15 protein-coding genes are annotated in these 13320 nt (G+C 66.0%); 9 read left to right on the forward strand and 6 right to left on the reverse strand.

Annotation, left to right across the window (positions count from 1 at the left end; translation table 11 throughout):
• Positions 1–25 precede the first annotated feature (25 nt).
• Entirely contained in the window at positions 26–826 is an 801-nt protein-coding gene (locus tag G6N57_RS01830; protein WP_019345119.1) for a crotonase/enoyl-CoA hydratase family protein, read from the forward strand.
• Between the two features lie 60 nt (positions 827–886).
• On the opposite strand, the gene G6N57_RS31765 is transcribed toward G6N57_RS01830, so the two are convergent.
• The 4 genes from G6N57_RS31765 to G6N57_RS01850 form a co-directional block, all read right to left on the reverse strand.
• The gene (locus tag G6N57_RS31765; protein WP_163646581.1) at positions 887–1057 is read right to left on the reverse strand and encodes a hypothetical protein; all 171 of its coding nucleotides are present in this window, start codon (positions 1055–1057) and stop codon (positions 887–889) included.
• Between the two features lie 329 nt (positions 1058–1386).
• Positions 1387–2592 (reverse strand): cytochrome P450, encoded by a 1206-nt coding sequence (locus G6N57_RS01840; RefSeq protein ID WP_077742583.1) that lies wholly within the window; start codon positions 2590–2592, stop codon positions 1387–1389.
• Positions 2589–3296: an acetoacetate decarboxylase family protein gene (locus G6N57_RS01845; protein WP_077742685.1), complete on the reverse strand. Its 708-nt coding sequence runs from the start codon at positions 3294–3296 to the stop codon at positions 2589–2591. Before G6N57_RS01845 ends, G6N57_RS01840 begins: the two co-directional genes overlap by 4 nt.
• A gap of 186 nt (positions 3297–3482) precedes the next feature.
• The gene (locus G6N57_RS01850) at positions 3483–4514 is read right to left on the reverse strand and encodes an LLM class F420-dependent oxidoreductase (protein ID WP_077742584.1); all 1032 of its coding nucleotides are present in this window, start codon (positions 4512–4514) and stop codon (positions 3483–3485) included.
• Between the two features lie 58 nt (positions 4515–4572).
• On the opposite strand from G6N57_RS01850, the gene G6N57_RS01855 reads away from it, so the two are divergent.
• The 5 genes from G6N57_RS01855 to G6N57_RS01875 are packed head-to-tail and all read left to right on the forward strand — an operon-like array spanning position 4573 to position 9129.
• Positions 4573–5562 (forward strand): Zn-ribbon domain-containing OB-fold protein, encoded by a 990-nt coding sequence (locus tag G6N57_RS01855; protein ID WP_077742585.1) that lies wholly within the window; start codon positions 4573–4575, stop codon positions 5560–5562.
• Between the two features lie 13 nt (positions 5563–5575).
• Positions 5576–6640 (forward strand): thiolase family protein, encoded by a 1065-nt coding sequence (locus G6N57_RS01860; protein WP_077742586.1) that lies wholly within the window; start codon positions 5576–5578, stop codon positions 6638–6640.
• Positions 6640–7824 carry a thiolase family protein gene (locus G6N57_RS01865; RefSeq protein WP_077742587.1) on the forward strand — a complete coding sequence of 395 codons (1185 nt, stop codon included), beginning with the start codon at positions 6640–6642 and terminating at the stop codon, positions 7822–7824. The genes G6N57_RS01860 and G6N57_RS01865 overlap by 1 nt, the downstream gene beginning before the upstream one ends.
• 5 nt (positions 7825–7829) lie before the next feature.
• Complete coding sequence (locus tag G6N57_RS01870) at positions 7830–8708, forward strand: TIGR03619 family F420-dependent LLM class oxidoreductase (protein WP_077742686.1); 879 nt, start codon at positions 7830–7832, stop codon at positions 8706–8708.
• 1 nt (position 8709) lies between these two features.
• Positions 8710–9129: a nuclear transport factor 2 family protein gene (locus tag G6N57_RS01875; RefSeq protein ID WP_077742588.1), complete on the forward strand. Its 420-nt coding sequence runs from the start codon at positions 8710–8712 to the stop codon at positions 9127–9129.
• Here G6N57_RS01875 and G6N57_RS01880 read toward each other — a convergent pair.
• Entirely contained in the window at positions 9126–9650 is a 525-nt protein-coding gene (locus G6N57_RS01880; protein ID WP_077742687.1) for a gamma carbonic anhydrase family protein, read from the reverse strand. The genes G6N57_RS01875 and G6N57_RS01880 overlap by 4 nt on opposite strands.
• 61 nt (positions 9651–9711) lie before the next feature.
• On the opposite strand from G6N57_RS01880, the gene G6N57_RS01885 reads away from it, so the two are divergent.
• The 3 genes from G6N57_RS01885 (at position 9712) to G6N57_RS01895 (ending at position 12094) form a co-directional block, all read left to right on the forward strand.
• A complete protein-coding gene (locus tag G6N57_RS01885; RefSeq protein WP_077742589.1) occupies positions 9712–10347 on the forward strand; it encodes a hypothetical protein in 636 nt (211 codons plus the stop codon).
• 107 nt (positions 10348–10454) lie between these two features.
• Positions 10455–11618, forward strand: coding sequence for a 3-ketosteroid-9-alpha-monooxygenase, oxygenase component (locus G6N57_RS01890; protein ID WP_077742590.1), 1164 nt, complete (start codon positions 10455–10457; stop codon positions 11616–11618).
• Complete coding sequence (locus G6N57_RS01895; RefSeq protein ID WP_077742591.1) at positions 11618–12094, forward strand: hypothetical protein; 477 nt, start codon at positions 11618–11620, stop codon at positions 12092–12094. The genes G6N57_RS01890 and G6N57_RS01895 overlap by 1 nt, the downstream gene beginning before the upstream one ends.
• Positions 12095–12172: 78 nt before the next feature.
• Here G6N57_RS01895 and G6N57_RS01900 read toward each other — a convergent pair whose 3' ends face one another.
• Positions 12173–13318, reverse strand: coding sequence for a sulfotransferase family protein (locus G6N57_RS01900; protein WP_077742592.1), 1146 nt, complete (start codon positions 13316–13318; stop codon positions 12173–12175).
• Positions 13319–13320: the final 2 nt, after the last annotated feature.

The raw sequence follows: 13320 nt of genomic DNA on the forward strand, positions 1-13320 counted from the left end.
TGAAATTGCATAGGAGCTGGCACCCGTGAGCGATACCGAAAAAGGGCCCGACGCCCTCATTGAGCAGCGCGGACACACCTTGATCCTGACGCTGAACCGGCCCGAGGCGCGCAACGCGCTTTCGACCGAGATGCTCTCGATCATGGTCGAGGCCTGGGACCGCGTCGACAACGATCCGGAGATCCGCACCTGCATCCTGACCGGTGCCGGCGGGTACTTCTGCGCGGGCATGGACCTCAAGGGCGCCACCAAGAAGCCGCCGGGCGATTCGTTCAAGGACGGCAGCTACGACCCGTCGCGCATCGACGGTCTACTCAAGGGCCGACGCCTGACCAAGCCGTTGATCGCCGCGGTCGAGGGCCCGGCCATCGCCGGCGGCACCGAGATCCTGCAGGGCACCGACATCCGCGTCGCCGGCGAGAGCGCCAAGTTCGGCATCTCCGAGGCCAAGTGGAGCCTGTATCCGATGGGCGGTTCGGCAGTGCGTCTCGTGCGCCAGATTCCGTACACGATCGCATGCGACATGCTGCTGACCGGGCGACACATCACTGCCGCCCAGGCGCTCGAGTACGGCCTGATCGGTCACGTCGTCCCGGACGGCACCGCATTGGAGAAGGCACTCGAGATCGCCGAGGTGATCAACAACAACGGCCCGCTCGCGGTGCAGGCCATCCTCAAGACCATCCGCGAGACCGAGGGCATGCACGAGAACGAGGCGTTCAAGCCCGACACCGCCAACGGCATCCCGGTGTTCCTGTCCCAGGACGCCAAGGAAGGCCCGCTGGCCTTCAAGGAGAAGCGCGCGCCCAAGTTCCAGATGAAGTAGTTCCTGCCCCTCGAGGCAAAACTGAGGCCCTGCTCGACGTTTCGAGCAGGGCCTCATTTTTCAGGCTCTCAGCGCCAATGTCCGGGTGGCGGCGGACCCCAGTGCCCCGGCGGCGGAGGTGGCGGCCCCCAGAACGGTGGCGGCGGCGGGGGTGGTCCCCAGAACGGTGGCGGGGGTGGCGGCGGTGGTCCCCAGAACGGTGGTGGCGGCGGCGGGGGCGGCGGGCCCCACGGCCGCAACGGCGGAGCGGGCATCGAAGACAACGGGGCCGGTCCGCCAACCTGCAGGCTCGCCGGCGCCGTACCCTGCATCGGTGCCGCACTGGCCTGGCCCGCCATTCCGATGGCTCCGGCCAACAGCGCCCCACCCAGCACGGCTCCGCTCAACACTCTTCGCCCAGTTAAATGTCGTGCCATCTCGTGCACTCCTCAAATCGTCGCGTCATATCCCCCGATATTGCGAGATTATCTAATTAGATTCACTATGCGAAACCTGTGAGGCGCTTGCACAGCGAACACTTAACTAGGACATAGGAATACACAGGCGCCACGAGTGGCGGGCTAGGCGCCCAGCGGCGCCGTGGGGGTGAAGACGACCGGCATGGCCTCGGGCCCGCTGACGAAGTTGGCCGGACGCAGCGGCAACGCCTTGTCGTCGGCCAACCGCAGATCGGGCAGCCGGGTGAGCAGCCGCTCGAGCATGAGCCGCAGCTCCAGGCGGGCCAGCTGGTTTCCGAGGCAGAAGTGCGTCCCGAAGCCGAAAGCCAAGTGGCTGTTGGGGTTCCGGTCGATCCGGAACTCGTCGGGGTTCTCGAAGACTGCTTCGTCGAAGTTGGCAGATTCGAACATCAGCATGATCTTCTCGCCGGCCTTCAGGTCGGTGCCATGGAAGGTCGTATCGGCCGTCAGGGTCCGGCACATGTTCTTCACCGGCGAGGTCCAGCGCAGCGTCTCCTCGATGGCGCCGGGCAGCAGGGACTGGTCGGCTACCAGACGTTCCCACTGGTCACGGTGACGCAAGAGCTGATCGGTACCGCCGGACAGCGTGTGGCGTGTGGTCTCATCGCCGCCGATCAGGATCAGCAGGGTCTCCATGACGATCTCGTCATCGCTCATCCGCTGCCCCTCGACCTCGGCGTTCACCAGGATCGAGAAAAGATCGTCGGTCGGCTCGGCGCGCCGCTTGGCGATCACCTCCATGGTGAACGCGGTATAGGCGGCGAACGTCTCCATCAGCATGTTGATGGCCGTCTCGTCGAGATGCGAACTCAGCCCGCAGACCAAGTCGTCCGACCACTTCAGCAGCATCTCGCGCTCGGTGGGCAGCACGCCGAGCATGTCGCCGATCACCGCCATCGGCAGCGGCGCGGCGATGTCGCGGACGAAGTCGCATTCCCCGCGTTCACACACCGCGTCGATCAGGGTGTCGCACAGGTTCACGATCGACGGCACCTTGTCCATCACCCGCTTGCGCGTGAAGCCCGAGTTGACCAGCTTGCGGCGCAACACATGTGCCGGGTCGTCCATGTCGATCATGTAGGGCATGCCCGGCTGATCGGGACGGATGCCACCGGCGTTGGAGAACAGTTCGGGGTTACGTTCGGCGTCGATCACGGCCGCGTAAGTGGTGGCGGCCGCCAGTCCGTTGCGGTCCCGGAACACCGGCTGGTTGGCCCGCATCCAGCGGTAGGCCTCCCGCGCACCACCGTCGGCATAGAAGTTGCCGTTGGTGAAATCAACGTCGGGCTTGGACAGTACTTGGGTCACGAAATCTCCTTGGCGTCAGCAAACGTCATCTGTACATTGCGGACCGAGCTGGACAACAACGCCCGTTTGGGCAGGCCCAGGGCCGCGAGTTCTGCGGCGTACGGGTGGTCACCGAGCCGGATTCGGACCCCACCCGGCCGGTAGCGCACGCCGGAAAGCCGCATCTGGCCTTCGGTTTCGCGCAGCACGCCGTCGAGGTAGGAGAAAGTGGACTGCACCTGAGGCTTGGCGGTGAACGCCGACGGCACCGGCAGGCCGGGCTTGAAATCCATCCCGACGGCCAGCCGGCCGTCGATGTTCACCTCGAAGCCGAACGGGCTGCCCTCATGAACCCCGGCCCCATTGTCCGCACCGCGAACGGTGAAGTCCGCCAAGACTTTCGGATAGCCCCAGATCTGCCTGCCGGCCTGCAGCGTGAATTCACCGTCAACCGGAAGGTGGTGCACGAAGGCGCCCGCCGAGCCGAGACCGCGTAGGCCCGAGGCCTCCGCACCGGGCCGGTTCACCATGACGTTGGTGCCGTACTCCAGGTACGGGCCCAGGTCGCCGTCGATGTAGTGCATCAGCATCAACACGACGATCGCGCGGTGCGGTCGGTGCCGATACACGCGCAGACCGCTGTAGTCGATCATGCGCTGCGCGGCATCGGCATCCACCGAGAACATCGCCATGTGTTGCACGGCGGTACGGATCTGCACCGGCATCGTCAACACGGTGCCGAGCACATTGTGCTGCGAGGCAGGAGTGGCGTCACTCACACCAGTGAATCTAGAACCTTGAGTAGACAGGTTGCAACAAAGTGTCTACTGATCGGGAACGAACAGACGCGGACGTGCCCGAAAACGCGCATTCACGGGCACCGGCGCGTCTGCTCGCGGCTGAAAACCGGCCTACACGAGGGCGGCGAGGTCCTTGATCTGCTCTACGGAGCGAGCGCCGACGACCATCATGGTCACGCCCGAGGCCTCCCAGGCCTTGATCTGCCCCTTGACGTAGTCGAGGTCACCGACGATCGCCGAGTCATCGACCAATTCGTCGGGAATCACCTTGGCGGCTTCGTCTTTGCGATCGCTGCGGAACAGCTTGGTGACATCGTCGACGACCTCGGCGTAGCCCATCCGGCGGTAGACCTCGGCGTGGAAGTTGGTGTCCTCAGACCCCATACCGCCCATGTACAGCGCCAGGTGCGGCTTCATCAGCTCCATGATCGCGGGCCGGTCGTCGGTCACCACCACCTGTGCGGTCGCGCAGATCTCGAACGTCTCCCGCGTATGCCGGGCGCCCGGGCGGGCGAAGCCCTCGTCCAGCCACTCGTTGTACATGCCTGCAATGCGCGGCGAGTAGAAGATCGGCAGCCAGCCGTCGGCGATCTCGGCGGCCAACGCGACGTTCTTGGGGCCCTCGGCACCGAGCATCACCGGGATGTCGGCACGCAGCGGATGAGTTATCGGCTTGAGGTTCTTGCCCAGGCCCGTGGTGCCCTCGCCGGTCACCGGCAGCGGGTAGTGCGGGCCGGCGCTGTGCACCGGAGCCTCGCGCGCCCAGACCTGACGCAGGATGTCGATGTACTCGCGGGTGCGGGCCAGCGGCTTGGGAAATTTCGCGCCGTACCAGCCCTCGACCACCTGCGGCCCGGACACCCCGAGACCGAGGATGTGGCGGCCGCCAGAGAGGTGATCCAGCGTCAGTGCGGCCATCGCGCACGCGGTCGGGGTACGGGCGGACATCTGGATCACCGAGGTGCCCAGGCGCATGCGGGTGGTTTCGCGGCCCCACCAGGCCAGCGGGGTGTAGGCGTCCGAGCCCCAGGCCTCTGCGGTGAACACGGTGTCGAAGCCCTCCGCCTCGGCCGCGGCCACGAGTTCGGCGTGGTTGGTGGGCGGCTGCGCGCCCCAGTATCCGAGTTGCAGACCCAGCTTCATTTAGATTGCCTTCCCACGTGTCCTTGCCACGATTGTTAGAACCTGTTCTACTCGATGTGTGACAGCCAGCCAAAGCCGCCCGGCCTCGACAGATCACCGTGAGCCGCCACTTTCCGCGCCACTGAAACTGTCGTTTGACTACACCCGTTCAGTTGGTCCACTGCTCAGTCAGTTCTTCACTGCCCTGCGCGAGCGCCGGATCGTCGGCGTGCGCGGGTCTGACGGACGCGTGCACGTGCCACCCGCTGAGTATGACCCGGTCACCTACGAGGCCCTGACCGAGGTCGTGCCCGTATCCAGCGTGGGGACCGTCGTGTCCTGGACCTGGCAGCCAGAGCCCCTCGAGGGCCAGCCGCTGGACCGGCCGTTCGCCTGGGCGTTGATCAAGCTCGACGGCGCCGACACTCCGCTGCTGCATGCCGTGGACGCCAAGGAAGGCGAACTGAGCACCGGCGCCCGGGTACGTGTCCACTGGGTCGACGAGCCGGTCGGCGCGATCACCGACATCGCGTACTTCGTCCCCGGCGAGACCGCTGAGGACGTCCCGGCGGTCAGCGATGATCGCGACCCGGTGACCATGCTCGTGGTGCCCTCGGCCATCGAGATCCGACACACGGCTTCTCAGCCGGAGAGCACGTACCTCCGGGGTCTGCGCGACGGCAAACTGCTGGGCGCACGCACCGGAGACACCGGCAAGGTGTACTTCCCACCCAAGGAAGCCGATCCGGCCACCGGCAAGGAGCTCGACCAGTTCGTCGAGCTGGTCGACAAGGGCACGGTCACCACGTTCGCGATCATCAACATCCCGTTCGCCGGCCAGCGCATCAAGCCGCCGTACGTCGCGGCCTACGTGCTGCTCGACGGTGCCGACATCCCGTTCCTGCATCTGGTGACCGATATCGACGCGTCCGAGGTACGGATGGGCATGCGCGTGGAAGCGGTGTGGAAGCCCCAGGAGGAATGGGGCCTCGGCATCGACAACATCTCGCACTTCCGGCCGACGGGTGAGCCCGACGCCGACTACGACAGCTACAAGCACCACCTGTAAAGGGAAACCTCACATGACTCTTCGTGATGTCGCTGTCGTCGGTTTTGCACATGCCCCGCATGTGCGCCGCACTGATGGCACCACCAACGGCGTCGAGATGCTGATGCCGTGTTTCGCCAGCCTGTATGAAGAGCTCGGCCTGCAGCAGACCGACATCGGCTTCTGGTGCTCCGGCTCTTCCGATTACCTTGCCGGCCGGGCCTTCTCGTTCATCTCGGCGATCGACTCGATCGGCGCGGTGCCGCCGATCAACGAATCGCACGTCGAGATGGACGCCGCCTGGGCGCTGTACGAGGCCTACATCAAGATCCTGACCGGCGAGGTGGAGACCGCGCTGGTCTACGGCTTCGGCAAGTCCTCGGCCGGAGTCCTCCGTCGGGTGCTGGCCCTTCAGACCGATCCGTACACCGTCGCGCCGCTGTGGCCGGATGCGGTGTCGCTGGCCGGACTTCAGGCCCGCTTCGGGCTGAATGCCGGTAAGTGGACCGCTGAGCAGATGGCCCAGGTGGCCCTGGATTCGTTCGCCGCGGGTGGTCGGGTCGACTCCGTCGAGTCCGCTTCGAGCGTCGCCGAGCTGCTGGACCGCCCGTTCTTCGCCGATCCGCTGCGCCGCCACGACATCGCCCCGATCACCGACGGCGCATCGGCCATCGTCCTGGCTGCCGGCGACCGGGCGCGTGAACTTCGCGAAAACCCGGCCTGGATCACCGGTTTCGAGCACCGCATCGAGACCCCGGTGCTCGGTGCCCGCGATCTGACCGTCTCGACCTCCACCGCTGCCTCGGCGCAAGCCGCCACGGGCGGTGACGTGAGCTCGATCGAGGTGGCCGAGATCTACGCCCCGTTCACCCACCAGCAGCTGATCCTCACCGAGGCGATCGGGCTGGGCGAGAACACGAAGGTCAATCCGTCGGGCGGCGCGTTGGCCGCCAACCCGATGTTCTCGGCCGGTCTGGAACGCATCGGCTTCGCCGCGCAGCACATCTTCGACGGATCCGCCGGGCGCGTGCTGGCGCACGCCACCAGCGGCGCTGCGCTGCAACAGAATCTGGTCGCGGTCCTGGAGGGCAAGAACTAATGGCTAACAAAGCAGCGGTCCTCGGAACGGGCCAGACCAAGTACGTGGCCAAGCGTCACGACGTGTCGATGAACGGCCTGGTGCGCGAGGCCATCGACAAGGCGCTCGCCGATTCCGGTTCCACCATGGCCGATATCGATGCCGTCGTGGTCGGCAAGGCGCCGGACTTCTTCGAGGGCGTGATGATGCCCGAGCTGTTCATGGCCGACGCCACCGGCGCCACCAACAAGCCGCTGATCCGCGTCCACACCGCCGGTTCGGTGGGCGGCTCGACCGCGATCGTGGCCGCCAGCCTGGTCAAGTCCGGCAAGTACCGCCGGGTGCTGACCATGGCCTGGGAGAAGCAGTCGGAGTCGAACGCCATGTGGGCGTTGAGCATTCCGGTGCCGTTCACCAAGCCGGTGGGCGCGGGTGCGGGTGGATACTTCGCGCCCCACGTGCGCGCCTACATCCGGCGCTCGGGCGCACCGGACCACATCGGTGCGATGGTGGCGGTCAAGGACCGGCTCAACGGCGCCAAGAACCCGCTGGCGCACCTGCATCAGCCCGACATCACCCTGGAGAAGGTGATGGCCTCGCAGATGCTGTGGGACCCGATCCGGTTCGACGAGACCTGCCCGTCCTCCGACGGTGCCGCGGCCATGGTGATCGGCAACGAGGAAGCCGCGGACACTCGCGTCGCCGAGGGGCATCCGGTCGCGTGGATCCACGCCACCGCCCTGCGTACCGAACCGCTGGCCTACTCCGGCCGTGACCAGGTCAACCCGCAGGCCGGTCGCGACGCCGCGGCCGCGCTGTGGCGCGATGCCGGCATCACCAGCCCGATCGACGAGATCGACGTGGCCGAGGTGTACGTGCCGTTCTCGTGGTTCGAGCCGATGTGGTTGGAGAACCTCGGTTTTGCCGCCGAGGGCGAGGGCTGGAAGCTCACCGAAGCCGGCGAGACGGCCATCGGCGGGAAGATCCCGTTCAACGCCTCCGGCGGTGTGCTGTCGAGCAACCCGATCGGCGCCTCGGGCATGATCCGGTTCGCCGAATCGGCGATCCAGGTGATGGGCAAGGCCGGCGACCACCAGGTCGAGGGCGCCCGCAAGGCACTCGGTCATGCCTACGGCGGTGGCGCGCAGTACTACTCGATGTGGGTGGTGTCATCGGATAAACCTGCGGACAAGCCGGCCTCATGACCCGCATGAAGTACACGCTCAGCGTGGCAATGGGCCCGCTCGAGCATCTGACCGGGTTGGCCCGCACCGCAGAGGAAGTCGGGTTCGATTCGATCGCGCTGCCCGACTCGCTGTTCTACATGGAGAAGCAGGCCGCGGACTATCCGTACACCCCGGACGGTTCGCGGATGTGGAATGCCGAGACCCCGTGGGTCGATCCGCTGATCGCGGCGGCCTCGATGGGGGCGGCGACCTCGACGCTGCGGTTCTACACCAACGTCATGAAGCTCGGGTCGCGTAATCCGCTGCTGCTGGCCCGGCAGGTCGGCTCGGTGGCCAACCTGACCAACAACCGATTCGGCTTCGGCGTCGGAATCGGCTGGGCACCTGAGGAGTTCGAGTGGTGCGGGGTCCCGTTCGCCAAGCGCGGCGCCCGCGTCGACGAGATGATCGAGGTGCTCAAGCTCGTGCTCGGCGGCGGCATGGTCGAGTTCCACGGCGAGTTCTACGATTTCGAGCGCCTGCAGATGAGCCCGGCCCCGTCGCAGCCCGTCCCGTTCTACGTGGGCGGGCACACCCCGGTTGCCCTCAAGCGGGCCGCCCGGGTGGGTGACGGCTGGACCAGCGCGATGATGACGTGCGCGCAGCTGGCCGAGACCGTGACGGCCATCAACAAGCTGCGGGCCGAATACGGCCGTGCCGATGAGCCGTTCGAGTTCCAGTCGGTGTGCATCGACAAGTTCGACCTCGACGGCCATCGCGAGCTGGCCGAGGCAGGCATCACCGACAACATCGTCATCCCCTGGATGCTCGAGGGACTCGGCTTCGACGCTCCCCTGGAGAAGAAGCAGGATTCGCTCAAGCGGTTCGCCGACACCTATATCCACTCCGGCTGGCAGGACTGACATGGCCATCACCAATCCCGAACACCCAGCGCATCTGGCGGGCAAGCGATCCCGGGACGCCGTGGCGGCCCGGGACAAGCAGGCCTGGCTGGCCAATTTCGCCGACGACGCGATCGTGCAGGATCCCATCGGGCCGTCGTTCTTCGATCCGGAGGGCAACGGGCACCGGGGCAAGGAAGCCATCGCGGCATTCTGGGACAAGGCCATCGCCCCGACTGACAACCTCGAGTTCAAGTTCGTCGACACGTACCAGTGCGGCACCGAGGAAGCCAACGTCGGCAGCATCGTGACGACGATGGGCGGGCACCGCATCACCACCCCGGGTGTCTTCACCTACCGGGCCAACGATGCGGGGCAACTGGTGGCCTTGCGGGCCTACTGGGAAGTGGACCGCGCGAGCGCCGAGAAGATCGACAGCTAGATCTCGGCGAGGCCCGTCAGGTAACGCTCGGCCAGTTCGCGGTACGCCGCGGGATTGGTCTGCACCCAGGTCTGCGCGCCGGTGCCCGCGATGGGTCCCCGGATCTTCGCGGGCGCACCGGTGACCAGAACCTCGTCGGGAATCTTGGTCCCCCCGACCACCAGTGAATGCGCCGCGATCAGGCTGCGCCGGCCAATCACCGCCCCGTCGAGCACCGTGCAGTGGTTGGCGATCAGCGCCTCCTCCCCCACGTGCGCACCGTGCACGACACACATGTGGGCGACCGTCGCACCGGGGCCGATGTCGACCGGGATCCCCGGTGGCGCGTGCAGCACCGACCCGTCCTGAACGTTGGCGCCCTCGCGGATGACGATCGGGGCGAAGTCACCTCGCAACACGGTGTTGAACCACACGGACGCACCGGCCTCGACCGTCACGTTGCCGATCAGTGTTGCCGTCGGGGCGACGAATGCGCTTGGGTCGACCACGGGCGCCCGGCCCTCGAACGAATACAGCGGCATCGTCCACATATACCGCAGGAAACGGGCGCCGGCGCAGCGACGCGTACCCTGAACAGTAACTATGTCGCTCACGACAACCAATTACCCCAGGTTCTTGATCACCACAGGCCTTGCCGCGGCCATCGTCGGCACGGCGGTCGCATGCTCCCCCACCGGCGATGCACCGAGTACGCCGTGGGTTGCCACGCCGTCCGCCCCGTCATCGTCCGCGGCGCCGAAATCGCCGAAGTCGCAGGCATCCGACTACAGCCACCTGCTGCTCCAGGCCGAGGACGTCAGCATTCCGCCGGACACGTTCACGGCCCGGTCCAGCAACGTCAATCCCGATGGTCAATCCGGGGCGAGTGCGCTGTTCGTCAACGCCGACGACACTCGGGCGATCGCCGACACGATCCTGATCTACCCGGATGTGGCGACCGCGACGGCGACGCTCAAGCAGGCGTCTGCGGCGGTGAGCACCATGGTCACCGGAGGCCAACCGGAGCCGGTGCCGGTGGGGACGAACGGCACCGTGATATCGGGGACGGCGCCCGACGGAAAGAAAGCCGTGACGCTGCTGATGTACACCCAGGGACGCGCCGTGGTGCGCCTCGAGTTCGACAGCAACCCGGATGATCCGGTGTCACCGCAGACGGTGGCCAGTGTCGGACGGATGCAGCAGATTGCGCTGCGAATCGGACTTCCGGAGCGGGAGTAAAGGCCGTTCACGACGGGTATGCCGCAGGTCACGCCTGAATTATTGCCATCCGGGCTCAAAAAACTGTAACGTGTTCTAGTTAAGAGCACCGATACGGGAGGCCCACCGTGACTACCGAACATGCCGGCATCAGAGAGATCGACACCGGCGCCCTGCCAGACCGCTACGCGCGGGGTTGGCACTGCCTGGGACCGGTCAAGAACTTCCTTGACGGTCAGCCGCACTCCGTCGAGATCTTCGGCACCAAGCTGGTGGTGTTCGCCGATTCCAAGGGCGACCTGAAGATCCTCGACGGCTACTGCCGGCACATGGGTGGCGACCTGTCGCAGGGCACCATCAAGGGCGACGAGGTGGCCTGCCCGTTCCACGACTGGCGCTGGGGCGGTGACGGCAAGTGCAAGCTCGTCCCTTACGCCAAGCGCACCCCGCGCCTGGCCCGCACCCGGGCGTGGCACACCGACGTGCGCGGTGGCCTGCTGTTCGTCTGGCACGACCACGAGGGCAACGACCCGCAGCCCGAGGTCCAGATCCCCGAGATCCCCGAAGCCGCCAGCGACGAGTGGACCGAGTGGCAGTGGAACTCGATGCTGATCGAGGGCAGCAACTGCCGCGAGATCATCGACAACGTCACCGACATGGCGCACTTCTTCTACATTCACTTCGGCCTGCCGACGTACTTCAAGAACGTCTTCGAGGGCCACATCGCCTCGCAGTACCTGCACAACGTCGGCCGTCAGGACATCGGCGGCATGGGCACCCAGTACGGCGAGTCGCACCTGGATTCCGAAGCCTCCTACTTCGGCCCGTCCTTCATGATCAACTGGCTGCACAACAACTACAGCGGTTACAAGGCCGAGTCGATCCTGATCAACTGCCACTACCCGGTGAGCCAGGACTCGTTCATGTTGCAGTGGGGCGTCATCGTCGAAAAGCCAAAGGGCATGGACGAGAAGACCACCCAGAAGCTGGCCAACGCGATGACCGACGGCGTCAGCCAGGGCTTCCTGCAGGACGTCGAGATCTGGAAGCACAAGACCCGCATCGACAACCCGTTGCTGGTCGAGGAGGACGGCGCCGTCTACCAGATGCGCCGCTGGTACCAGCAGTTCTACGTCGACGTCGCCGACATCACGCCCGACATGACCGACCGCTTCGAGATGGAGATCGACACCACCGCAGCCAACGAGAAGTGGCATGTGGAGGTCGAGGAGAACCTGAAGGTCCAGGCCGAGCAGAAGGCGGCCGAGAAAGAAACCGCGCAGTCAAGCTGATGACGACACGCAACGAGCGGAGCCAGGCCCCCGACGTCGAGGACCTGGCCCGCTCGATGCTGCTGCTGCACGGCGCGCATGACGACGACGATCACCATGCCGCCGGCGGCGAGAACTCGGCGGGCGGATCATGGGCCAAGGCACCGAGTTTCGCGTCCGATCCGGAGCGCGCCGCGGCGGTCCGCGAGGCCAGCGCACGCGACCGCGAGCGCTACCTGACCTCGGGCCTGGTGTCGGTGGACTGCCGGTTCTGCCATGTGGCCGTGCAGGTGAAAAAGCTGAGCGCGGAACATACTTCGGTGCAGTGGTCTTCCGAGGCCGTGCAGCGCTGCGCGACTTTCTCCGAGATCCGCTCCAACGGCGGAGATCCAGCCCGGGCCCGATCCTGCCCGCGGCTGACCGACAGCATCAAACACGCGGTGGCCGAGGGGTGCCTGGAAGAGGTGTCCTCGGCGCCCTCCCCCGGCGACGGCTGACTGTCCCCTCGAGCGATTTGTGCACGATTTTCCGCGGCTGCAGCGGAAAATCGTGCACAAGTCACATGAAACCAGGGACTACAGCCCCTTGAACCGCTCCTGGACCGCCTCGGAGGTCAAACCGTAGTCCGCCAGTGAGTAGGTGTGCTTCGGCGCTCGCGGTCCCTGCTGGCTGGCGGTGTGACTGTCGACCATCGCCTGGCGGGCGGCGTCGGTGAAGTCCAGTCCGAACGTGCGGTAGATGCCCTCGACCGCACCGATCGGGTCCTTGATGAACTCGAAATAGTCCACGTCGCAGAACTGGGCCGGATCATGCTTGGCCCGTTCGGCATTGAACAACTCCAGCCCACGCGACCAGGTCTCCATGGCGTCTTCGCCGATGACATTCCCGGTGAACGTGTTGGACCAGCCGGCGGTCGTGTGCTGCGACAGCGAGCACATCGAGGCCATGATGGTCTCGGCAGGCCGGTGGCACTGGACCACGAGCGCGTCGGGGTACACCTTGAACAGTGCGTCCAACGCGAACAGATGACTGGGGTTCTTGAGGACCCAACGCTTTTCGGGCTCGTTCAGGCCGATCAGCTGCAGGTTCTTGCGATGCCGCCGGTAGGACTTGGTCCAGTCCTGACGGGCCAGCCACTTCGAGTAGGTCGGGACGTGCGCCAGGGTCTCGTAGGACACCGAGTGCAACGACTGACGCAGCAGCTGCCAGCATTCCTCGACCTCGTCCGCGGTCATGTAATGCAGGCCCGTGTAATCCGGGTTCTCCTCGTGCGCCTGCTTGAACCGGGCATCGAGCGCACTGAAAACCGGGTTGTCGGGCCAGGTTTCCCGCGGCGGCCGCGGCTGCGGGAACTCCGCAAGCCACATCTCAAGACCCTGGTGCATCGGGTCCGCCGTCAGGAGCCGGTGGATCACCGTGGTCCCGGTGCGCGGCAGCCCGGTGACGAAGATCGGCCGCTCGATCGGCACGTCGACGTGCTGCGGGTACTGCTTGAACGCGGCTTCCGAGACGAGGCGCGCCACCAGCGCGTTGCGGGTGAAGAACCGCTGCATCTTGCTGCCGAGCTCGGTCAGGTCGGCGTCACGCTGGTAGGACTCCAGCAGCACCCCGAGCGCTTCCAGGTAGTTGTCGTCGTCCGTGCCGAAATCTTCCAGACCGCAGGCCTTTACCGCCGAGGCGTGCAGGTCCTCGACCGTGCCCACATTGGTGCGCGGGGTCATGG

The sequence above is a fragment of the Mycolicibacterium boenickei genome (genome assembly GCF_010731295.1).
GTDB classification, from domain to species: Bacteria; Actinomycetota; Actinomycetes; order Mycobacteriales; family Mycobacteriaceae; genus Mycobacterium; species Mycobacterium boenickei.